Raw genomic sequence first — 21,754 nt, forward strand, 5'->3', positions numbered from 1 at the left:
GATTTTCCTGTCAACTGAATGAAATAACGAAACGTTTTACGCGGCCACTCGCGAGGCCGGTGAGAACTGAACCGGAACACGGCCCGCATGCAGCCAGGGCAGTGCGCGCGATATCGCGAGCGCAATGCGTTCCTGCAACGCGTGGCTCGTGAGCTGATAACCGTTGAAGTCCGCTTCCGACGCATACACGCCGACCGGCAGCGTGCGTGCCTGGAAGAAGCTGAACAGCGGTCGCAATTGATGATCGATCACGAGTGCATGGCGATCGCTTCCGCCCGTCGCGGCCAGCAGAACGGGCGCATCGAATAGCGCTTCGTGATGCACGAGATCGAACAGATGCTTGAAGAGTCCGGTATACGAGCCACGATAAACCGGGCTCGCCACCACCAGCAAATCAGCCGATTCGATCGCCGCAATATGTGTGTCGAGATCTTTGGACACCTGCGCGCGATGAAGCGCGCCTGCAAGCTGCGGCGCGATCTGTCCGAGTTCAATCAGGTGCGTATCGACCGGATGTACATCGGCAAGCGCCGCGAGAATGTGCTCCACCAGCACCAGCGTGCGTGACGGTCGTTGCAGACCACCCGAGACCGCGACTACTTTCAACCTGTTTGGCATTTGAACAATCCTTTCACCTAAAAACCCTGACTTCGAAGTGCGGATTGTTTAGCGAATACCGTGCCATCCGGTTTCACGCGAGCGATACGCCATTTTGGGGAAAACGCCAACGGCACCACAATCACCCGCAACGTCAAGTGGAATAACTGTTTGCGACATATGGCCTTCGCGCATATCACGATGGCGTAGAAGCATTGCAGTCTTTCGTATGAAGCTGGCGAAGCAATATGCTCGGCATGTTGCTGCCGGAGCAGCAATGCGAGCGAGCATGCCCTTACAAAAAATCTTCCAGCCTCCGACATATCCGCGCGATTGCAAATAGAACCGTCGCCCTGCTGGCAGAGAAACAGTATCGAGAACAGTACTGCTGCGTAAGCAGCAATTCGACTTTGGTTACCATAACAAAATGAATCGGAGATTGTCGTGAGCAGTCAGAATGTGCTTCTCAGGAAGCAACGCCGGGTTTCTATTCATGAACGATTCACTCCAACTCAATCGCGCATTCCGCGCGCCGCCGACCATCGAGCGAACCGAAGCATCGCCCGTGCTATCGATGCCCGACAAGCGCTCGCTCACCACGTCGATTCGCGCAACCGCCCAGGTCTTCTCCGACCCGCAATCGGTCGCATTACTCGAACGCATCCGCATGGTCGCGCCGAGCGACGCGAACGTGCTCGTGATCGGCGAAACGGGAACCGGAAAAGAACTGGTGGCTCGCCACGCGCATAACCTCAGCGCGCGCAAAGACGGCCCCTTTGTAGCGGTAAATTGCGGCGCGTTTTCCGAGTCGCTAGTGGAAAGCGAATTGTTCGGTCACGAGAAAGGCGCATTCACCGGCGCGTTCTGCGCAAAGCCCGGCTGGTTCGAAGCAGCCCATGGCGGCACGCTGTTTCTCGACGAAATCGGCGATCTGCCGCTGTCGATGCAGGTCAAGCTGCTGCGCGTGCTGCAGGAACGCGAAGTCGTGCGGCTCGGCTCGCGCCGCAGCATCCCCATCGACGTACGCGTGCTGGCCGCGACCAATGTGCATCTACAGGACGCTGTCGCGGCGGGTCATTTCCGCGAGGATCTGTTTTATCGCCTGAACGTCGTGCATCTCGCCGTGCCGACGCTGCGCGATCGCCCCGGCGATATCCTGCCGCTCGCCCGCTACTTTATCGACGAATATCGGCACCGTCTGGGCTATGGTCCCGTCGATATCGAGCCCTGCGCGCAACGCAAGCTGCGCGCACATAGCTGGCCCGGCAATATCCGCGAGCTCGAGAACGTGATTCACTATGCGCTGCTGGTGTGCCGCAGCGATTCGCTACGTGAAAGCGATCTGCAGATGTCGTCGTTCGGCATGCACGTCGCGCGGCGCACGGCCGGCGAATCCACTTCGGCAACGCCGCTCGAAGGACTCGAGCAAGCCCTGCGCCATCTGTTCGATCAGGCCGAGGACAATCTGTTCGAACAGATCGAGGACACGGTGATGCGCGCGGCGTTCGAGTTCAGCGATCGAAATCAGCTTCAGGCGGCGAGGCTGTTGGGCATCAGTCGAAATGTGCTGCGCGCGCGCCTGATTCGTGCGAAGGAAATTTCGGCCCAGAAGTAGACCGCCACGCACAAGGCCTCACACTACTCGCCTTCGCCCCACGCTCAGGCCAGCCGTGCTGTCCGCACAACCTGTCCGCACGAGCTTGCACCCCACCCATCCCCCGACAATTCGCAAGACGACGAAGAGCGCCGCTCACCGCTAACCCGAACCACGCGCCCCCGATCCCTGTTGCCAACGCAACGTCTGGACTATCCTACGCATAACCACCCCGCCCACACCCCGTGTCGCGGCGTCCTCGACGGCAAAACATTCGGCACATGGAAGCGGACAGCCCAGTTCCTCACGATCCTCACGGCGGAAAGTCCATGGTCGGCGCGCGCCGCTGGATGCGCTGGCTACCGGGACTGACGGTCCTCAAAAGCTACCCGCTCAAGTGGCTGCCGAACGACCTCGCCGCCGGCCTCGTGCTGACCACGATGCTGGTGCCCGTCGGCATCGCGTATGCGGCGGCATCGGGCGTGCCTGGGGTCTACGGCCTCTACGCGACGATCGTTCCGCTGCTGGTGTACGCGCTGTTCGGCCCGAGCCGGATCCTCGTGCTCGGCCCCGATTCCGCGCTCGCCGCGCCGATTCTCGCGGTCGTCGTGCAGGTCGCGGCGGGTGACCCGGCGCGCGCCATCGCGACGGCCAGCATGATGGCAATCGTGTCCGGTGTGTTCTGCATCGTGCTGGGCCTGCTGCGACTCGGGTTCATTACCGAGCTTCTGTCGAAGCCGATTCGATACGGCTATATGAACGGCATCGCGTTCACCGTTCTGATCAGCCAATTGCCGAAGTTTTTTGCCGTTTCCATCGACGAACGCGGGCCGTTGCGGGACATCGCGAGTCTCGTGCAGGCCATCGTCAGTGGCCAAACCAACTGGTACAGCCTTGCGGTGGGCGCCGGCACGCTCGTGCTGATCCTGTTGCTGAAGCGCTTCGAGAAACTGCCGGGCATCCTGATCGCCGTCATTCTCGCGACGCTGTGTGTCACCGTGTTCCACCTCGATAGCGTCGGCGTAAAAGTACTCGGCAAGATTCCCCAGGGACTCCCGACCTTCGCGCTGCCCTGGCTCACCGACGCCGATCTCGTCAAGATTCTGCTCGGCGGCTGCGCGGTCGGGCTGATCTCGTTCGCGGATACCAGCGTGCTGTCGCGAACCTATGCGGCGCGTTTCCATAGCCGCGTCGATCCGAATCAGGAGATGGTCGGGCTCGGCGCCGCCAACCTGGCGGCCGGTTTGTTTCATGGCTTTCCGGTCAGCAGCAGTTCGTCGCGCACGCCGGTCGCGGAAGCATCGGGCGCGAAGACGCAAGTGACGGGCGTCGTCGGTGCAATAGCGGTCGCGACGCTGCTGCTGGCCGCGCCCAATCTGATGCGCTCTCTGCCCACCAGCGCGCTCGCCGCGGTCGTGATCGCCTCCGCGATCGGGCTCTTCGAAATCACGGACCTCAAGCGGATCTATCGGATCCAGCAATGGGAGTTCTGGCTGTCGATGGCCTGCTTTGCCGGCGTCGCCGTGTTCGGCGCGATTCAGGGCATCTGCATCGCGGTGGTGATCGCGGTGATCGAGTTTCTGTGGGACGGGTGGCGACCGCATTACGCGGTGCTCGGCCGTGTCGACGGTCTGCGCGGCTATCACGACGTGACACGCTACCCGCACGCGGAACGTATCGCCGGGTTGGTGCTATTTCGCTGGGATGCGCCGCTGTTCTTCGCGAATGCCGAGCAGTTTCAGGAGCGTCTGCTCGAGGCGGTCGACGCATCGCCGGCGCCAATACGGCGGGTGGTGGTGGCGGCCGAGCCGGTGACGAGCGTCGACGTGACGTCAGCCGACATGCTGCGGGAGTTGACGCGCACGCTCGGCGAGCGCGGCATCGCGTTGCATTTCGCGGAGATGAAGGATCCGGTGCGCGACAAGCTCAGGCGCTTCGAGTTGACGGATCTGATTGGGGACGAGTGCTTTCATCCGACGGTCAGTAGCGCGGTCGATAGCTACGAGACGATGTCCGGCGATGTGGCGGCAGAGTTCCGTTGTTCACCTGACAGCCGGCGGTGATCTACACGCTCACCTGGAACGTCGTGGTGGTCGCCGTCTGAATCGGTACGGTCGCGCCGTTCGCCAACGCTGTTGTGTCCGGCATCGGTATAGACGCTTATGGGATGTAGTATGTCGTTGGCCATCACCTGCACGCCCGCACTCGTCAACACCGCGGACTGATCACCGAAATCGAGCGTGCCGAAAAAGTCGGACTAGTAACGATTATCGTCCTTCCAGAATTCTTCTCGCCTTCAAAATCACCGGCATATCGACCATCTTGCCATCCACCGCGACCGCAGCGCCCTGACTTGCGTCCACCGCTGCCAGCACCCGCCGTGCCCATTCCGTCTCCGCGTCGCTCCACGCATACGCGCGATGCACGGCGTCGATCTGCTTCGGGTGAATGCAGAGCTTGCCGCCGAAGCCGAAGCGTCTGCCACGCCGCGCGTCGGCTTCGACCGCGTCGGTATCGGTGATCGTCGTCGAGACGCCGTCCACCGGCGCGCCGAGGCCGGCGAGCCGCGACGCCAGCACGATCTGCGAGCGAAACAGATGCAACTCCTCGCCGTCCCCATCGATTCCCAGATCGACCTGGAAATCGAGCGTGCCGAACACGATGCGCTGCACGCGCGGCGCGGCGCACAACTCCGCGAGATTCGCGAAGCCGCGCGCGGTCTCGACAATCGGCAGCACGTTGAGGGCCGGATGCGCATGCGCGAGCACCGTGTCTACCTGCTCGCGCGTCTCGGCTTTCGGCAGCACGATGCCGGCCACGCCGGGTTGACCGACCAGCGCGGCGACATCGTCGCGGAACCATGAGGTGTCCGAACCATTGACGCGCACCCACGCGGCGCGCTCCGCGTGCGCGGCCACCTCGGCCAGCACCACGGCGCGCGCGGCCAGCTTGTCGCCCGGCTGTACCGCGTCTTCCAGATCGAGAATCACCGCGTCGGCGCCGGCGGCGTAGGCCTTATCGAAACGCTCCGGCCGGTTGCCCGGCACGAACAGATACGAGCGAGGCAGCGGGCCGCTCATGCCGCCACCGCCGCTGTCGCCGCTGTCGAACTAGCCTCGAACACCGCGCCGACCTGCGCCTGCTGCGCGATCTGCCACGCGTTCGCCAGCAGCCGCGCCGCCTCGGCTTCGCTCGCCGCGCCGGCAAACGCCGCGAGCCGCTGCAGCTTCGTCGCGATCTCGTCGCGCGACAGCGTATTGCCCGGATCGCCCTTCGGCTCGTCGACGCGGCCGTCGAACACCCGGCCGTCGGTCGTCGTCACCGTGACCTTGCCGATCCAGCGCGCCGGATAGGCTGCGTCGACTTCGGCGTCGAGCGCCATCGAGACCTTGTCGCGGAACGCCGCGATCTCGCTCGCGTCGAAGCCCTGCTCGAACTCGGTCACGCCCGCATAGCCGTGATGCGCGACGAGCCCGAGCACCGTGCCCATGTTGAACTTCGCCTGATGCACGGTGCGCGGCGTCACGACCGCGCCGAGCACGTCGATCGCGCCTTGATGGACGTGCGCGACGACCTTCGCGATCTCGCGCGGCGCGAGACGATGCGCCTGCACGACCGCGAGCAGCGCGTCGGCGGCCGGGTGCGTGTGGCGGCACGCCGCGTGATATTTGAACGAGGTCTCCGCGGTCGCCCAGCGGCTGCCGAGCCGGTCGACGAGGCGCGCCGGATCGGCATCGCTCGACAGGCCCGCCGCCATCCCCTTCGCGCCTTCGAGAATATGCGTCGCGCCCTTGAAGCCGTCGGCGGCGAGCTGCGCGGCCATTAGGCCGTTCGCGGCCGCCATCGCGGTGTGCAGTTGCTTCGAGTCGGCGGCGTCGCGCAGAAACTCCCACAGCCCGCTCGCCTGCGTGCCGGCCGAGCCGAACGCGTCGAGCATCTGCAGCGGCGACAGGCCGAGCAGCCGGCCGGCCGTCGCCGCTGCCGCGACCGTGCCGACCGTGCCGGTGGTGTGAAACACCTTGTAGTGCGAGCGCCCGAGAAATTCGCCGATGCGGATGCCGACTTCGTAGCCCGCGACCGCCGCAGCGATGAACTCGCGCCCCGACGCGCGCCGCGCCTGTGCGAGCGCGAGCGCGACCGGGAACACCACGGTCGCCGGATGAAATACCGAGCCGTTGTGCACATCGTCCTGCTCGGCGAAGTGGGAAGCCGCTCCGTTGACCATCGCGGCGAAATACGGCGTGGCGCGGCTGCGGTCGATCAGCACTTCGCTGGGACCGTTACCGGCCGCATCGGGCACGCCGCCCGCCTGACGTGCAAACCGCGCGATCGTTTCGACCGGCCGCGCGCCCTTGCCGGCCAGCGCCGAGCCGAGCCAGTCGACGTACAGGTTGACGGTACGCTCGACGACCTCGCGCGGAATGCTGTCGAAGTCGAGTTGCGCGGCGAAAGTGGCAAGCGTGAGACTGGGATGGTCGTTCATGAGTGTCGTGCGCGCTGTCGCGCCGGTGTGCATGAGGTTCGTTTGAAAATGCCGGCGCGACGCGCGCATCGCACGCATCGCACGTCTGCGCCGGCGCAAAACAAAACAGGCTTAGCGCGTTCAGATCGTGCCGGCCGCGCGCAACGCATCGATACGCGCAGCGTCGTAACCGAGTTCGCGCAGAATCGCTTCGGTATGCTGACCAAGCGCGGGCACCGGATCCATGCGCGGATCGAAGTCCGTCGGCAGACCCGGCGGCAGCAACGCGGGCACCGTACCCGCCGCCGTGCCGACTTCCTGCCAGCGCTCGCGCGCCTTCAGTTGCGGATGCGCCCACACGTCGGCGAGCGTATTCATCTGTGCGTTTGCAATGCCGGCCTGATCGAGCCGCGCGATCACCTGCGCGGCGCTCAGCGTCGCGAATGCCGCGACGATCACCTCGCGCAATGCGTCGCGCGCCGCCGTGCGTTTCGAGTTCGACGCGAAGCGCTCGTCGGTTGCGAGCTCGGGCTGTTCGAGCACGCGCTCGCAAAAGAGCTTCCATTCGCGCTCGTTCTGCAAACCGAGCATCACGACCTTGCCGTCGCCGGCCGCGAACGGACCGTACGGATAGATCGTCGCGTGCGCGGCGCCCGCGAGCGCGGGCGGAGGCTGACCGTCGATCGCATAGTAGAGCGGGTAGCCCATCCACTCGACCATGCTCTCGAGCATCGACACGTCGATGCGGCAACCGCGCCCCGTGCGTCCACGCAGCAGCAGCGCGCTCAGGATGTTCGAATACGCGTACATGCCCGCCGCGATGTCGGCGATCGAGCAGCCCGCCTTCGCGGGCGCGCCCGGCGAGCCGGTGATCGACAGGAAGCCGGATTCGCTCTGGATCAGCAGGTCGTAGGCCTTCTTGTCGCGGTACGGACCATCCGAGCCGTAGCCGGAAATATCGCAGACGATCAGCTTCGGATACTTCTCGCTCAGCGCGTCGTAGCCGAGGCCGAGCCGTTCGGCCGCGCCCGGCGCGAGGTTCTGCACGAGCACGTCGGCGTCCGCGACGAGCGAATCGAGAATTTCCGCCGCCGCCGGTTGCTTCAGATCCAGCGACAGACTTTCCTTCGAGCGATTGGTCCAGACGAAATGCGACGACAGCCCATGCACGCGTTCGTCGTAACCGCGCGCGAAGTCGCCGACGCCCGGCCGTTCGATCTTGATCACGCGCGCGCCGAGATCGGCGAGTTGCCGCGTGCAGAACGGCGCGGCAATCGCGTGCTCGAGCGTAATGACCTTGATACCGTCGAGTGGTCTCATGATGTTCGTCGCCTCAGAACGAACGCGGCAGCCCGAGGATATGCTCGGCCACGTACGAGAGAATCAGATTGGTCGAAATCGGCGCGACCTGGTACAGGCGCGTTTCGCGGAATTTACGCTCGACGTCGTACTCGCACGCGAAGCCGAAGCCGCCGTGAAACTGCAGACACGCATTGGCCGCTTCCCACGACGCATCCGCCGCAAGCAGCTTCGCCATGTTTGCCTGCGCGCCGCACGGCTCGTGTGCATCGAAACGGCGTGCCGCTTCGAACCGCATCAGACTCGCCGCCTCGACGTTGATGAAGGAGCGCGCGATCGGAAACTGCACGCCCTGGTTCTGGCCGATCGGCCGGCCGAACACCACGCGATCCTTCGCATACTCGGTGACTTTATCGACGAACCAGTAGCCGTCGCCGATACATTCCGCGGCGATCAGCGTGCGCTCCGCGTTCAGGCCGTCGAGAATGTATTTGAAGCCCTGCCCTTCCTCGCCGATCAGATTCTCGGCGGGGATTTCGAGGTTGTCGAAGAACAGTTCGTTGGTCTCGTGATTGACCATGTTCAGAATCGGCTGCACGGTCATGCCGTGACCGATCGCTTCGCGCAGATCGACGATAAAGATCGACATGCCCTCGGATTTCTTCTTCACGTCCGCGAGCGGCGTGGTGCGCGCGAGCAGGATCATCAGGTCCGAGTGCTGCACGCGCGAGATCCACACCTTCTGGCCGTTGATCACATAGCGATCGCCGCGTCGCTCGGCAGTGGTCTTGATCTTCGTCGTATCGGTGCCGGTGGTCGGCTCGGTCACGCCCATCGATTGCAGGCGCAGGTCGCCGCTCGCGATCTTCGGCAGATACTTGCGCTTCTGCTCTTCCGAGCCGTGCCGCAACAACGTGCCCATGTTGTACATCTGACCGTGGCACGCACCCGAGTTGCCGCCGGCACGATTGATCTCCTCCATGATGACCGACGCTTCGGTAAGCCCGAGCCCCGAGCCGCCGAACTCCTGCGGAATCAGCGCGGCGAGCCAGCCGGCCTTCGTCAGCGCGTCGACGAACTCCTCCGGATAACCGCGTGCTTCGTCGATCTTGCGGAAGTACTCGCCGGAAAACTGCTGGCACAGATCGCGCACGGCCTCGCGAATGTCCTGGAACGAATCGTGTTGCGTGGTTTGCATAATCGGGTCTCGTGGAGTTCAGGCAAGCGCGGCGGTCGCGCGCATGGTCAGATAACCTTCGTGGTCTTTGGCCCACAGGTCGATGGTCTTGCCGTCGGCGGAGGGCTTGCCGCACACCTTGAACGGCTGATTCGCGAAGGTCGGGCGCAGCGCGCGGAACGCGAAGCTTTGCAGCGTGGCGTGCGGCAATTCGCGGCGCAGCAGATCGACGAGCAACGTCGCGATCAGCGGACCATGCACGACGAGGCCGGGATAGCCCTCGACCTGGGTGACGTACGGCTGGTCGTAGTGGATGCGGTGGCCGTTGAAGGTCAGCGCCGAGTAGCGGAACAGCATCACCTCGTCGGCATCGATCGTGCGGCTCCACGTTTCGCCTTCGGGCGCGAGCGACGGCTGTTGCGGCCGCGCGCCGTCCTGCGGCGCGTCGCGATAGACGATGTCGTGTTCCTCTTCGAGCTTCAGCTCGCCGCCGGCTTCGTACGCATGCTGCACGGTGACGAACACGAGGCGGCCCGAGCGGCCGGTCTTGTCTTCGATATTGGCGATCGTCGAGGTGCGCTTCGCGTGCTCGCCGACCTTCAGCGGCGCATGGAACGTGAGGCGGCCGCCGGCCCACATGCGACGCGGCAGCGGTACCGGCGGCAGAAAGCCGCCGCGCTTCGGATGACCGTCGGGGCCCACTTCGGCGAGCGCCGCGACCGGCAGAAAATACAGCCAGTGCCACAACGGCGGCACCGTATCGCCGCTTTCCTCGCGATCGAGGGTGGCGGCCAGTGCCTGCAGCGGAAACGCGGTGATGTGGTCCTCGGTCACCGCCTGCTTGTTAAGCCAGTCGTCGAGTTTTTCTGAGCCTACTGACATGGCAAAGTCTCCCAGGTACGGATGTTGATCCTTGTAGGCCTTTACTATGACCGACGCACGGCCCTCCGCGAAGTTTGCATTTTCGAAGCGGGCGTTTGGTTTTGGTTAAGGCGCTTGACTGACATGCCGCTAACGCGCCGCTGACGCTCCGCTTCCCCGTCAGCCCTAACCGCGCAGATGCGCGGACGCTTCGTCCTCGATCCGTTGCCAGATCTCGATCGCCATCGGCTTTTCGCCTTCTTCCATGATATGACCGACGAGGCCGATCGCGCGCGCCATCACGCCGAAGCCCCGCACGATGCGCCACGGAAAGCCGAATTCGCAGCAGATCGCACCGATCGCGCCGGTCGCGTTGATCGGCAGCGTCTTGCCCGATGCGCGCTCGGCTTCGGCGCCGATCAGCTTCATCAGCTTCACGTAGCGGCCCGCCATGCCGTTGTCGGCCGCCAGTTGAAAGAGTCGCGGGGTGCGCGGGTCGATCGGCTTATGCAGCGGATGACCGAGGCCCGGCACGATCGCACCGCGCTCGCGATAGGCGGCGACGGTGTCGCGCGCGATCCGTTCGAGGTCGGCATCGCTCACGTCGGCCGACGTATACGGCAACGCCTCGGACAGCATCCGGCACGCGGCCTCCATACTGCCGACGAACACCGAGCCAAGCCCGCACAGGCCCGCCGCGACCGCCGCCTGCAACGATTCGGGCGCGCCGGCATAGGTCATGCGCGCGGCGATCGCGCTCGGCGTCATGCCGTGTTCGACCAGCGTGATCAGGATCGCGTTGAACATCGCCGACTGCTCGCGCGTCGCCTCGCGGCCGGTCAACTGCAGAAACGCGAAGTCACCGAGATTCATATGCCCGAGTACTTCGTTGGGCAGATCCTTGCCGCGCACGACGATGCGATCCGGCGTGCTGTAGGCGATATTCGAATGAATCAGCGGCTTGGGTGTTCTGGACATGATGAGCGTGCTTCCTCTGAAGGGTTCTGCAACGATGAATTCGTTCGATGCGATGCAACGCGATGCGGCGCATCCGCTAGAAACGCGTGACGTTCACGCGTTTTCGAGGTCTTTTGGGAGGTCTTCCTGTTTCAGCGTGTGAAACTTTCACTGCAATTCCGCGCGGCCGTTGTTGAGCACAACCACATCGCGCTCCAGCACCCGCGAGCGGAATTGCACCGCGCCATCGTCGCGCCACAGCTCGGTGCGGATCGTCTCGCCCGGATAGACGGGTGCGCTAAAGCGCGCATACAACGACGCGAGTTTCTCGGGCCGCCCCGCGCACGCGGTCTTCAGCACCGCATGACCAGCCACGCCCCACGTCGCGAGACCGTGCAGGATCGGCCGCTCGAAACCCGCCGCGCGCGCGACGGCGGGGTCCGCGTGCAGCGGATTGTCGTCGCCGGACAGACGGTAGATCAGCGCGGTTTCGGGGCGCGTCGGCAGATCGCAGACCGCGTCGGGCGCGCGTTCGGGCAGCGGCGACGGAGCGGGCGGGGCCGCGTCGGAAGGCTGGCCGTTCGCGCTGAAACCGCCATCGCCGCGACAAAAATTCAGTTGTTCGATCGTCGCGAGCAGCGCGCCGCTCGCTTTTTCCGTGACGGTGCGCTCGATCAGCACCAGCGCACCCTTGCCCGGCCCCTTGTCGACGACACGCGTGACGCGCGAACGCCCCACCACGGTCGCCGCGACCGGCAACGGCCGATGAATCCGCAAGCGCTGCTCGCCATGCAGCAGCTTCACCCAATCGATGCCGGTGCCCGGATGCTTGGCCCAGAAGCCCGGATAGCCGAGCACGGCCGCGAAAGTGGGCGGCACGCGCTGCGCTTTCTCGTAGACGAACGGCAGGTCGTCGGGATCGAGCGGATCGTTGCCATAGCCGAGACCGAGGCTGTAGAGCATCGCGTCGCGTTGCGTGTAGGTGTGTTCGATGTCCTCGAACGGCCAGTTGCGCAGCGTGTGATAGTCGATGGCCATGGCGACCTCACGCGGCGGGCCACTGGAACAGCGGCGCCTGTTTGTCCTTGAAACGCTGCACGGCCTCGCGATGAAACGCGGTCGAAAACGCAATGCCCTGCGCGGCCGATTCCATCTCGAGCATGCTGCGCAAATCCACGCTGAGCGACTGGTTCAGCGCCCGCTTCGCCAGCCCGAACGCGACCGGCGATGCGCTCGCGAGACTCGCGGCGATCTGCATCGCGCGTGCGCGCAACGCGTCGGGCGCGACGATCTCGAACACCGCGCCGAGGCGCTGCGCTTCGTCCGCGCCCACTTCGCGAGCGGTGAATACGAGGTCTTTCGCGCGCGCCATGCCTACGATGCGCGGCAACGTATAGAACGCGCCGCAATCGGGCACCAGACCGATCTTCATGAACGGCATGCAGAAACGCGCGCGCGGCGTGGCCAGCACGAAATCCGCGGTGAGCGCGAGACTGAAACCGGCGCCGTACGCGACACCATCCACAGCCGCGATCACCGGCCGGTCCAGGTCGAGCAGCATGCCGACCCAGCCGTGCAGATCGTCGATGCGATTGCGGCCTTCCTCGGCGCTCTGCACGTTCATGCCGCGCAGGTCGCCGCCCGAGCAGAAGTCTTCGCCCGCGCCGCACAGCACCAGCGCACGCACCGAACGGTCCTGGCGAATCGCGTAGATCGCTTCGCGCAGCGCGACGCGGATCGACGCGTCGAGCGCGTTCTTCTGGCGCGGACGATTCAAGGTCAGCGTCGCGACGCCCGTGTCCGCGTCGACGTCGTACAGCAATGCGTCGTCGCTCATGCGGCCACCTCCGCGCGGTCGAGATCGGCGAGCGCGAAATCGAGCGCCTTCAGCAGATGCGCGGCCTCGACGCCCGCGAACTCGACATCGGCCCGCGCGAGAAACGCATGGATGTGCGGCTCGCACGCTTCGCGCGTCGCGGGCAAACCGGCGAAACCTTCCTCGAGCCAGTCGACCGAGCGGATCGGCCGCGGATGCCAGTCGCCGTTGACGATCGCGCGCAGCACGACGCCATCGCGCACCAGCAGGCTCAGCCAGATCAGCCCAGCCGGCGCTTTTTCGCGGCCCCGGCCGATGCGGTCGCCCGCGCGCATCAACGGCTCGTAACGCACGGCTTCGCTCTTTTCATGGAACCACGCGTCGCTGGTCAGCTCGCGCGCGAACTGCTGCGCGAGCGCCTGTTCCTGCGGCACCAGCGTGCCGTCCTGCAACGTGGCGTCGCCGAACGTGCGTTGCATGCACGCGTTGACCCACGCGATCAGTTCGTCGTGCGTGACCGGACGGCCGAGTTCCTTTTCCAGAAACGTGTAGCGCGAGCCGAGGTCCTTGTGTTTCTTGTCGCGGGTTTTCTCGGGCGCGAGCGGCATCGCGCGCGCGGCGATGTCGGTGTTGATCGCCTTCACGTTCAGCAGAATGCGAAACGTCAGCACCTCCTCTTCGATCTTCAGCGACGTCGCGATCAGCTTGCGCCCGTCGATCTCGACGTCGTTCAACGGCCGGTACGACGCCTGCAGATCGAACACGTCGCGCAGGCTGTCGGCGACGTGGCCGAGGATGGTCGGAAACGCGGCCGCCGCGCTGGTCGGCACGCCGGCGAGGCTGATCGGCAGATACATCGCGAGAAACGCGGAGCCTTTGCCCGCGTAGATCGCACCGCCGCCATTCACGCGACGCCGCGTAAGCACGCCGTTGGCGCGGCAGAACGCGAGATCCAGCACCTGCTGCGGATCTTCGTTGACGCCGATCGTCACGCTGTCGTCGTCGAAGATGTTCAGATAGACGGTCGGCGGAGCGATGCCTTCGGCCACCGCGCGCTCGACGGCCGGCGAGATCGAAATCGAAAAGTCCGCATAGCTGTGATGACCGACGATAAAACGCCACGGCGCGCGCTGCGCGTCATTGCTGATGCCACTGCTCATGCTGTGCTCCTTTGATCGATAACCAGCTCGCTGCCTTCGAGCTTCGCAACCGCCTCGATGACATCGGCGCTGATCAGGGTCTGTTGTTTGAAGCGCGCGGCAAGCGCGTCGACCGCCGCGGCCGTGGGCGTGGGCGTGCCCTCGATCTGCAGGCGCAGATGATCGCTGCCGCTCAGGCTGCGCGACACCACCAGCCGACACGCGCCGCTCACGCCGTCGACGCCGAGCAGCAGCGTGCGCAACTCGGACGGATACACCTTGACGCCCTTGATCTTCACCATCGAATCCACGCGGCCGAACACCACGCGCGGCAGCGACACCGTGCGGCCGAATAGCGGCTCGGTGTGCTGCAGCATCGTCAGATCGCCGGTGCGATAGCGCACCAGCGGCTGCAATTCCTTCCGCAGATGCGTGAGCACGAGTTCGCCGCGCTCGCCCGCCGCGACCGGTCGGCCGCTATCCGGATCGACGACTTCCGCGTACAGCAGCTCGTCGAACACGTGCACGCCGGTGCCGCCCGGAAACGTGCGCGCCACCGGCAAACATTCGGATAACGAAAAGCTGTCGATCAGCAAGGTGCCCGGCATCGCGTCGCGCACGCGCCGATATAGCGCTTCGTTGCCGGTAAAAGCCTCGCCGCCCGCGAAGAACACGCGCGGCACCGGGCAGCCCGCTTCGATCAGCTTCAGCGCATGGGACGGATTGCCGGCCAGCACCGTGACGCCGCAGCGGCGCGCGATATCGGCGGCACGTTCCGTTTCGCCGGGACCGTGCGGAATGCACGCGACGCCGCGCGCTTCCATCTGGCTCTGATAGAACAGCCCGGCAACGAACAGGTGATAGCCGAACGTGACCATGCAGACATCGCCGGGGCCGATGCCGCACGCGTCGAGATGCTGGCCGCAGGCGGCCTCGATCGTGCGCAGATCGGCGGCGCTGTGCAGGATCGGTACCAGCGATGCGCCCATCGGCGTCAGATGGATGCGCACTGGCGGCACCGCGGGCGCGAACGCGCCGTAACCGGGGCGTGCCATTTCGGCAACCAGGTCCGCGCGCGACATCAACGGCACGCGTTCGGCGAATTCCTCGGCACTCTCCACGCGGGACGGCAAGCGCCCTGCGTAGAACGGATGCGTATGCAAACGCGCCAGTTGCGCGTTGAGACGGTCGAGCATGTGCGCGGCTCCTGTTACACCGGGTCCCAGCTGAATACGTCGGCGGACACGTCGAGTGAATGGAAGCCCGCGCGCAACGCCGGCATCGCGTGCTCGGCGATGCTTTCGGGCGTCCAGCCTTCGCCGCGATGCACGGAGCGCACCGGGCGCGGCTGGCTCATCACGAAGATTTCGTTATTGCGCACCGCGAAGATCTGGCCGGTCACGTCGCGCGCGGTGTCGCTCGCGAGATAGACCGCAAGCGGCGCGATCTTCGCGGGCGTCATCTGGCGAATCTTCGCGACGCGCGCTTCCTGCTCAGGCGAATCGATCTTGATCGAGTTGATCATGCGGCTCCATGCGAACGGCGCGATACAGTTCGAACGCACGCCGAACTTGTGCAGATCGAGCGCGATCGATTTCGACAGCCCCGCAATGCCGAGCTTCGCGGCGCTGTAATTGGCCTGCGCGAGATTGCCGATCAGCCCCGAGGTCGACGTCATATGCACGAACGCGCCGCTGCCCTGCTCCTTGAAATGCGCGGCAACCGCGCGCGACACGTGATAGCTACCGTACAGATGCACCTTGAGCACCGCGTCCCAATCGTCGTTGCTCATCTTGTGGAAGAAGCGGTCGCGCAGAATGCCTGCGTTGTTGACCACGCAATCGACGCGGCCGAACGCGTCCAATGCGTTTTGCACGATACGTTCACCGCCTTGCGCATCGGCGACGCTATCCGTATTCGCGGTCGCGCGGCCGTCGAACGCAAGGATTTCATCGACCACGCTTTGCGCGGGACCCGCGCTATGGCCCTCGCCGCCGAGCGATGCGCCGATATCGTTGACCACCACCTGCGCGCCCTCGCGCGCCATCAGCAGCGCGATATCGCGGCCGATGCCGCCACCCGCGCCGGTTACGATCACCACCTTGCCATCCATCATGCGTTGCGTCGTCATGCGTGTCGCTCCTCGCTGTCTTGTGTCTGTCCGGTGTTGTGCTGCGTGTTTTGCTGCATTCGGTATCGCATATGTCGCGTCGAGCGCGATCAGCTTCCGACGCAGCTTGACGCATCGGCCAGCACGCGACAATTTGGATATGCCGAAACCCCGTTTCGGCTAGCATTAACCCGTAATTCGCCTAATGTCGGAAAGCGTGTGGCGGCGCAATAATGACCCTGCCCTTCAACGGACCCGTTCATGCATTTCGATCTTGTCGATCTCAAGCTCTTCATTCACATCGCTGAAGCAAGCAGCCTGACTCGCGGCGCGGAGCGGGCGCATCTGTCGTTGCCGGCCGCGAGCACGCGGATCAAGAATCTCGAAGAACAGGTCGGCGTGAAGCTGCTGAGCCGCACGAGCCAGGGCGTGACGCTCACCGCGCCCGGCGAAACACTGCTGCTGCATGCACGGCGCGTATTCCAGCAACTCGAACAGTTGACCGGCGATCTGCAGGAATACGCAAAAGGCGTGAAGGGTCATGTGCGCGTGTTCGCGAACACCACCGCCATGAGCGAGTTTTTGCCCGCGGTGCTGCGCACCTATCTGGTCAATCATCCGGACGTGAACGTCGACATGCACGAGCGTCTGAGCCCGGACATCGTCAAGGCCGTGCAGGAAGGCACCGTCGATATCGGCATCGTCGCGGGCAACGTGCGCACCGACGGACTCGAAGTGATGCCTTACCGGCGCGACCGCCTGGTGCTCGCGACCGCGTTGAGTCATCCGCTCGCGCAGCACAAGAAAATCGATTTCGGCGCCACGCTCGACTACGACTTCATCGGCCCACCCGAAGCGAGCGCGATCTATGGCTTCCTGAAGCGCGCATCGGCCGAGCTGCAACGCACGATGCGCTGGCGCATTCAGGTCAGCAACTTCGAGGCGGCCTGCCGGATGATCGAGGCGAACATCGGCATCGGCGTGCTGCCCGAGGGCACCGCGCGACGGCACGCGCAAACCATGGCGCTGCGCATCATTCCGCTCACCGACGAATGGGCGGTGCGCAAGCTGCAGATCTGCGTCGCCGATCGCCAGGCGTTGCCGCTGTTCGCGCGCAAGCTGGTCGATCTGCTGGTGGCCGACGGCGTCGGGCGGCTCGAATAGCTTTCGTATATCAGGCTCAACGCGCGAAATACATATCGTGCAGCGTGTCCACGTCGACCTCGGCCGCGCGCGCCGATAACGTGACCTTGCCGCCCTGCATCAGATACACCTGATCCGCGAGCCGCAGCGCCATATTCGTGTTCTGCTCGACCAGCACGATGGTGCGGCCCTCGGCCTTCAGTCGCGCGAGAATCTCGAACACTTCCTGCACGATCACCGGCGCGAGCCCGAGCGAAGGCTCGTCGATCAGCAGCAGGCGCGGCGACGACATCAGCCCACGGCCCAGCGCGAGCATCTGCGCCTGCCCGCCGGACAACGTACCGGCCGGCAACGCACGACGCTCCTTCAACAGCGGAAACAGCGCGAACACTTCTTCGAGCTGCGTCTTCGCGGCTTGTCGGCGCGCCTTCGGAAACGCGCCGAGCATCAGGTTCTCCTCGATCGACATGTCGCGGAAAATCATTCGCCCTTCCGGCACCATCGCGATGCCGCGCTCGGGCAGATCCCACGTCGGCACGCCGGCGAGCGACACGCCGTCATAGACGATCTGCCCGCGCTGCAACGGCAGAAGCCCCATGATCGCGCGCAGCAGCGTGGTCTTGCCCGCGCCGTTCGGCCCGACGATCGTCGTCACTTCGCCGCGCGCGACGTTCAGCGACACGTCCCACAACACGTTGATCGCGCCATAGCCGGCTCGCACCGCGTTCATCTCAAGCATCGATCACCTCTCCGGTATAGCTCTTCACGACGGCCGGATCGCGGAATACTTCGGCGGGCGGTCCGTCGGCGATCAACTCGCCGAAGTTCAGCACGCACACGCGACGGCACAGGTTCATCACGGTTTCGATGTCGTGCTCGATAATCAGGATTCCGACCTGATAACGCTCGTGCACGTCGAGCAGCGTCTTCATGAAGCGGCGCTTGCTGGCCGTTTCGAGTCCGCCGAGCACTTCATCGAGCAGCAGCAGCTTCGGCGCGGTGGCAAGCGCCTTCGCCACTTCGAGCGCCTTCAGTTCGGTCAACGCGAGTTCGGTGGCCGCGTTGCGCTCGGCCTTGCCGCGCAGATCGAGAAACTCGAGGATTTCGTCGATGCGCGCATGATCCACCTGTCCCGCGCCGAAACGCTGCGCGACCAGCAGGTTTTCGCGCACCGTCAGCTCGTGCATCGGCTGCGGCACCTGGAACGTGCGGCCGATGCCGAGCCGCGCGCGCCGATGCAGCGAGGTCTTCAGCATGTCCGCGCCGTCGAAGCTGATCGAACCCTGCGTCGGCCGCACGAGCCCGGAGATCGCGTTGAACAGCGTGGTCTTGCCCGCGCCGTTCGGCCCGACCAGTCCCACCAGATCGTTCTTGCCGACCTCCATCGAGACATCGTTGACCGCCGTGATGCCGCCGAAGCGGATCGTCACGTTGCGCAGTTGCAGGTCAGCTTGCGGCATACGCGCCTCGCTTGGTTTTACGCCACGCCAGCGCGGTCAGCCCGGACGGACTGACGATGATCATCGCGACCAGCAGCATGCCGAGCACGATCTGATGCCCAGTCGGCAGCACGCTCTTCAGGAACAGCTGATCGACCAGATACACGACCACCGCGCCCGCGAGCGGCCCGAAGATGGTCCGATAGCCGCCGAAGATCGCCGCGATGATCGGCACCACCGCCCACGACGAATTGAACGCGTAGTCGGGTTCGAGAAAGTTGATGTAGTGCGCGTTGAAGGCGCCGACGAGACCCGTCATCAGCGCGGACAGCATCAGCATCGAGAGCTTCAGCATCACGCTGTTCACACCGACCACGCGCGTCGCGTCCTCGGATTCGTGCATCGCACGCAGCGCGAGACCGACGTAGCTGCGCCGCAGGAAGTGATAGACGAGCGCGAACAGCAGCACGAGCGTGAGGATCACCAGATAGTTGCCGGTCTTCGAACCGAAGTCGAAGCCGACGATGGTCGGCAAACCCGGAATGCTCGACAGACCGCCGGAACCGCCAGTGAGACCGGCAAACTGCGTGGCGAGAATGCGGAAGATCTGCGCATACGCGAGAATCGCGAGTGCGAAGTACGGCCCCTTCAAACGCAGCGCCGGCAGCATCGCGAGCGACGCGATCACCGCGCCGACGCCGCCCGCGAGCATCGCGGGGAACACGGGCCAGCCGGCCTTGAGCGTCAGCAGCGCGGAAATGTACGAGCCCACGCCGAAGAACGCACTGTGCCCGAAGCTCACCATGCCGCCGAGATTGCCGAGCAATGCCCACGCCAGCGCGATACCGGCAATCGTCAGCGATGCGACCGCGAGGCTCATCAGATACAGGTCGTGCCCAAGCGCGAGCGGCACGCCGAGATACAGCGCGAGTACCAGCACGGCCAGCAGCAGTTTGCGTGTCATCCTCTTCTCCTCGCGACGCCGAACAGGCCGTTCGGCAGCACATACAGCACCAGCAGAAACAGCAGCATGCCGGCCAGCTCCTGCAATGCCGAGCTGAACAGCGTGACGGTCAGTGCCTCGGCAATACCGAGCAGCATCGCGCCGAGCAGCACGCCGGGGATCGAGCCGATGCCCGCGAGCACCGTGATGATGAATGCCTTGACCGTCATCGCTTCGCCGATCGACGGCTGGATCGCGCTGCTCGCATACATCGCGACGCCCGCGCACGACGCGAGCACGCCGGCCACGATGAACGACACGAGTTCGGTCTTGCGCGGATTGATGCCCATCAGCCGCGCGGCGTCGCGATTGCTCGAAATCGCCCGCACCGCGCGCCCGTACCACGAGCGCGACAGCCACCACCACAACGCGCCCATCAGCACGACGCTGATCGCAAACGACAGCAGTTCGCTGCGCATGCTCAGCACGTTGCCGAGCATCACGCTGTCCTGCAGCCACGCGGAGTTGGTCGAGCGCACGTCGGCGCCCCAGATCAGCAGCACGCCGTTGGTCACGATGATGCCGAGACCGTAGGTGAGGATCAGCGAATTCAGTTCGCGGTCGCGCGCGATCCGGCTGACCAGGAACCATGCGGCGGCGGCCGCCGCGCAAACCACCGGAATCGCGGCCGGAATCGCGAACACCGGATTGAGGCCAAGCCGCGTCTCGAACGAATACGCGATGTACGCGGCGAGCAGCACCAGCTCGCCGTGCGCGAGATTGATGATGCGCATCGAGCCGAACACGAGCGCAAGCCCCAGCGCGACGAGCGCGTAAGCTCCGCCGACCAGAATGCCGGAGTAAAGCGACTGCAGGATCAGATCGGTCATGACGACTCCTCGTTGGCGCGGCGCTCACGCCCAGGCGCATGCGCGAAGGCGCACTGCATGAGCTGCATGAGCGGTATGGCCCGCCTCACCACGGCTGCGACGGATAGTTGAGCTTGCCGCTCGCCTTCTCTTTCGGCCAGATCACCACCACCTTGCCGTCCTGAATCTGCGCCATGTTGTTCAGGAACGCGGGGTTCTCGCCGCGGTTGTCGAAATGCACGGTGCCGATCAGCGTATCGAAGGGCCGCGCGCGCAACTCAGTCGCGATGCCGCCGCTCTTCAGCGTGCCCTTGTCCGACGCTTTCGCAAGCGCGTCGAACAACACCAGCGACTGCACGTACGAAAACTCGGCCAGATAATCCGGGTCCTTGTTATAGGCCTTCTGATATGCAGCGACGAAGGCTTTGCCTTCCGGCGACGCGAACTGCACCGGATGCGGCAGCATCGCATTGCCGATCACGTTGTTCACGAGGTCGTGAAACTCGCTCGCCATCTTCGGCGTGACGAGCGCCCAGCAGCCGACCACCGCCTTCAGTTGCGGCTTGAGCACCTTGGCCGCGCGCAGGATGCCGATATAGTCGTTCTCGTAGCCCATCATCACCATCACGTCGGGCTTGTCCTGCAGCTTGATCTTGTTGACGATCGGCTTGAAGTCGGTCATCGACGGATCGAATTCGTGCACCGTGACCTTGACGCCTTTCGCGCTCAGCGCGGTGCTCACGTCTTTGGACAGATCGGTCGGTGCCTGCTTGGTCGACGATACGATCGACACCGACTTCACGTTCATGTCGCTCAACAGGCCGACCATCGCTTTCGAATAGCCGGACGAAGGTCCCACGCGAAAGAAGTTCTTCAAGCCGCGCGAGGTCATCGCGCTATCCACGCCACCCGAGGTGATGTACACGAGCCCGGCCTTGTCGGCCGCTTCGGAGGCGGGGCTCACCGAGTTCGAGCCGTAGCCGCCGGTAATCGCGAGCACGCCTTGCGACGCCAGTTTTTCCACCGCCGATACGGCCTTCGCCGGCTGCGCTTCGTCGTCGATCACGGTGAGCTTCACCGTGTGCTTCGGATCGCGCTGGTTGAACATGTCGGTCGCGATCTTGATCCCTTCGAGCTGCGCATTGCCGGCGCGCGCCATGCTGCCGGTCAACGGCAACTCGACGCCGACCGGCAGATCGGCGGCTTGTGCGGCAGCGACGAGCGCGAACGCCGACACGGCCGTGAGGATTTTCAACGACGCGGCGAGCGGCGCGCGAGAGAGGCGGGTCATAGGTGTCTCCTGCTTTCTGATTGGACGGGCACGACGTGACGAATAGTGGTTGTGGTT

At 64.6% G+C, this 21,754-nt stretch carries 20 protein-coding genes; 3 read left to right on the forward strand and 17 right to left on the reverse strand.

The annotated features are described in order from the left end of the window. Nucleotides 1–36: 36 nt before the first annotated feature. Nucleotides 37–618, reverse strand: coding sequence for an FMN reductase (msuE, locus tag HHL14_RS29785; RefSeq protein ID WP_169501188.1), 582 nt, complete (start codon nucleotides 616–618; stop codon nucleotides 37–39). Nucleotides 619–1,171: 553 nt separating this feature from the next. On the opposite strand from msuE, the gene HHL14_RS29790 reads away from it, so the two are divergent. Together HHL14_RS29790 and HHL14_RS29795 are read left to right on the forward strand one after the other, a co-directional pair. Beyond that, the gene (locus HHL14_RS29790; RefSeq protein WP_230413269.1) at nucleotides 1,172–2,212 is read left to right on the forward strand and encodes a sigma-54 interaction domain-containing protein; all 1,041 of its coding nucleotides are present in this window, start codon (nucleotides 1,172–1,174) and stop codon (nucleotides 2,210–2,212) included. A gap of 308 nt (nucleotides 2,213–2,520) precedes the next feature. Beyond that, nucleotides 2,521–4,254, forward strand: coding sequence for a SulP family inorganic anion transporter (locus HHL14_RS29795; RefSeq protein ID WP_169501190.1), 1,734 nt, complete (start codon nucleotides 2,521–2,523; stop codon nucleotides 4,252–4,254). A 204-nt stretch (nucleotides 4,255–4,458) separates the two neighbouring features. Here the strand turns inward: HHL14_RS29795 and HHL14_RS29800 are convergent, their stop codons facing one another. From HHL14_RS29800 to HHL14_RS29850, 11 genes are all read right to left on the reverse strand, one after another. Further along, entirely contained in the window at nucleotides 4,459–5,271 is an 813-nt protein-coding gene (locus tag HHL14_RS29800; protein ID WP_169501191.1) for an HpcH/HpaI aldolase/citrate lyase family protein, read from the reverse strand. Next, nucleotides 5,268–6,674, reverse strand: a complete 1,407-nt coding sequence (locus tag HHL14_RS29805) for an MmgE/PrpD family protein (protein ID WP_169501192.1) — start codon at nucleotides 6,672–6,674, stop codon at nucleotides 5,268–5,270. Before HHL14_RS29805 ends, HHL14_RS29800 begins: the two co-directional genes overlap by 4 nt. Before the next feature lie 120 nt (nucleotides 6,675–6,794). Further along, nucleotides 6,795–7,973 carry a CaiB/BaiF CoA transferase family protein gene (locus HHL14_RS29810; RefSeq protein ID WP_169501193.1) on the reverse strand — a complete coding sequence of 393 codons (1,179 nt, stop codon included), beginning with the start codon at nucleotides 7,971–7,973 and terminating at the stop codon, nucleotides 6,795–6,797. 13 nt (nucleotides 7,974–7,986) lie between these two features. After that, entirely contained in the window at nucleotides 7,987–9,150 is a 1,164-nt protein-coding gene (locus tag HHL14_RS29815) for an acyl-CoA dehydrogenase family protein (protein ID WP_169501194.1), read from the reverse strand. Between the two features lie 18 nt (nucleotides 9,151–9,168). Beyond that, nucleotides 9,169–10,011, reverse strand: coding sequence for an FAS1-like dehydratase domain-containing protein (locus tag HHL14_RS29820; RefSeq protein ID WP_169501195.1), 843 nt, complete (start codon nucleotides 10,009–10,011; stop codon nucleotides 9,169–9,171). 165 nt (nucleotides 10,012–10,176) lie between these two features. Further along, complete coding sequence (locus tag HHL14_RS29825; RefSeq protein WP_169501196.1) at nucleotides 10,177–10,968, reverse strand: citryl-CoA lyase; 792 nt, start codon at nucleotides 10,966–10,968, stop codon at nucleotides 10,177–10,179. 147 nt (nucleotides 10,969–11,115) lie between these two features. Further along, nucleotides 11,116–11,985, reverse strand: coding sequence for a MaoC/PaaZ C-terminal domain-containing protein (locus tag HHL14_RS29830; RefSeq protein WP_169501197.1), 870 nt, complete (start codon nucleotides 11,983–11,985; stop codon nucleotides 11,116–11,118). Between the two features lie 7 nt (nucleotides 11,986–11,992). Next, complete coding sequence (locus tag HHL14_RS29835; RefSeq protein WP_169501198.1) at nucleotides 11,993–12,784, reverse strand: enoyl-CoA hydratase/isomerase family protein; 792 nt, start codon at nucleotides 12,782–12,784, stop codon at nucleotides 11,993–11,995. Continuing rightward, the gene (locus HHL14_RS29840; protein WP_169501199.1) at nucleotides 12,781–13,923 is read right to left on the reverse strand and encodes a lipoate--protein ligase family protein; all 1,143 of its coding nucleotides are present in this window, start codon (nucleotides 13,921–13,923) and stop codon (nucleotides 12,781–12,783) included. Before HHL14_RS29840 ends, HHL14_RS29835 begins: the two co-directional genes overlap by 4 nt. Next, entirely contained in the window at nucleotides 13,920–15,098 is a 1,179-nt protein-coding gene (locus HHL14_RS29845) for a phenylacetate--CoA ligase family protein (RefSeq protein ID WP_169501200.1), read from the reverse strand. The genes HHL14_RS29840 and HHL14_RS29845 overlap by 4 nt, the downstream gene beginning before the upstream one ends. Before the next feature lie 14 nt (nucleotides 15,099–15,112). Further along, nucleotides 15,113–16,018, reverse strand: a complete 906-nt coding sequence (locus tag HHL14_RS29850) for an SDR family NAD(P)-dependent oxidoreductase (protein ID WP_169501216.1) — start codon at nucleotides 16,016–16,018, stop codon at nucleotides 15,113–15,115. A 255-nt stretch (nucleotides 16,019–16,273) separates the two neighbouring features. Here HHL14_RS29850 and HHL14_RS29855 point away from each other — a divergent pair, with 255 nt between their 5' ends. After that, nucleotides 16,274–17,176 carry a LysR substrate-binding domain-containing protein gene (locus HHL14_RS29855; RefSeq protein ID WP_169501201.1) on the forward strand — a complete coding sequence of 301 codons (903 nt, stop codon included), beginning with the start codon at nucleotides 16,274–16,276 and terminating at the stop codon, nucleotides 17,174–17,176. 16 nt (nucleotides 17,177–17,192) lie between these two features. Here the strand turns inward: HHL14_RS29855 and HHL14_RS29860 are convergent, their stop codons facing one another. The 5 genes from HHL14_RS29860 to HHL14_RS29880 all read right to left on the reverse strand — a co-directional run bounded on the left by HHL14_RS29860 (nucleotide 17,193) and on the right by HHL14_RS29880 (nucleotide 21,697). Then, nucleotides 17,193–17,894, reverse strand: a complete 702-nt coding sequence (locus HHL14_RS29860) for an ABC transporter ATP-binding protein (RefSeq protein ID WP_169501202.1) — start codon at nucleotides 17,892–17,894, stop codon at nucleotides 17,193–17,195. Next, nucleotides 17,887–18,615 carry an ABC transporter ATP-binding protein gene (locus tag HHL14_RS29865; RefSeq protein WP_169501203.1) on the reverse strand — a complete coding sequence of 243 codons (729 nt, stop codon included), beginning with the start codon at nucleotides 18,613–18,615 and terminating at the stop codon, nucleotides 17,887–17,889. The genes HHL14_RS29860 and HHL14_RS29865 overlap by 8 nt, the downstream gene beginning before the upstream one ends. Further along, the gene (locus tag HHL14_RS29870) at nucleotides 18,602–19,558 is read right to left on the reverse strand and encodes a branched-chain amino acid ABC transporter permease (protein WP_169501204.1); all 957 of its coding nucleotides are present in this window, start codon (nucleotides 19,556–19,558) and stop codon (nucleotides 18,602–18,604) included. The genes HHL14_RS29865 and HHL14_RS29870 overlap by 14 nt, the downstream gene beginning before the upstream one ends. Then, a complete protein-coding gene (locus HHL14_RS29875; protein ID WP_169501205.1) occupies nucleotides 19,555–20,427 on the reverse strand; it encodes a branched-chain amino acid ABC transporter permease in 873 nt (290 codons plus the stop codon). The genes HHL14_RS29870 and HHL14_RS29875 overlap by 4 nt, the downstream gene beginning before the upstream one ends. Before the next feature lie 85 nt (nucleotides 20,428–20,512). Further along, nucleotides 20,513–21,697 (reverse strand): ABC transporter substrate-binding protein, encoded by a 1,185-nt coding sequence (locus HHL14_RS29880; protein ID WP_169501206.1) that lies wholly within the window; start codon nucleotides 21,695–21,697, stop codon nucleotides 20,513–20,515. Nucleotides 21,698–21,754 lie beyond the last annotated feature (57 nt).

This window comes from Paraburkholderia antibiotica (genome assembly GCF_012927125.1).
Classification (GTDB): domain Bacteria; phylum Pseudomonadota; class Gammaproteobacteria; order Burkholderiales; family Burkholderiaceae; genus Paraburkholderia; species Paraburkholderia antibiotica.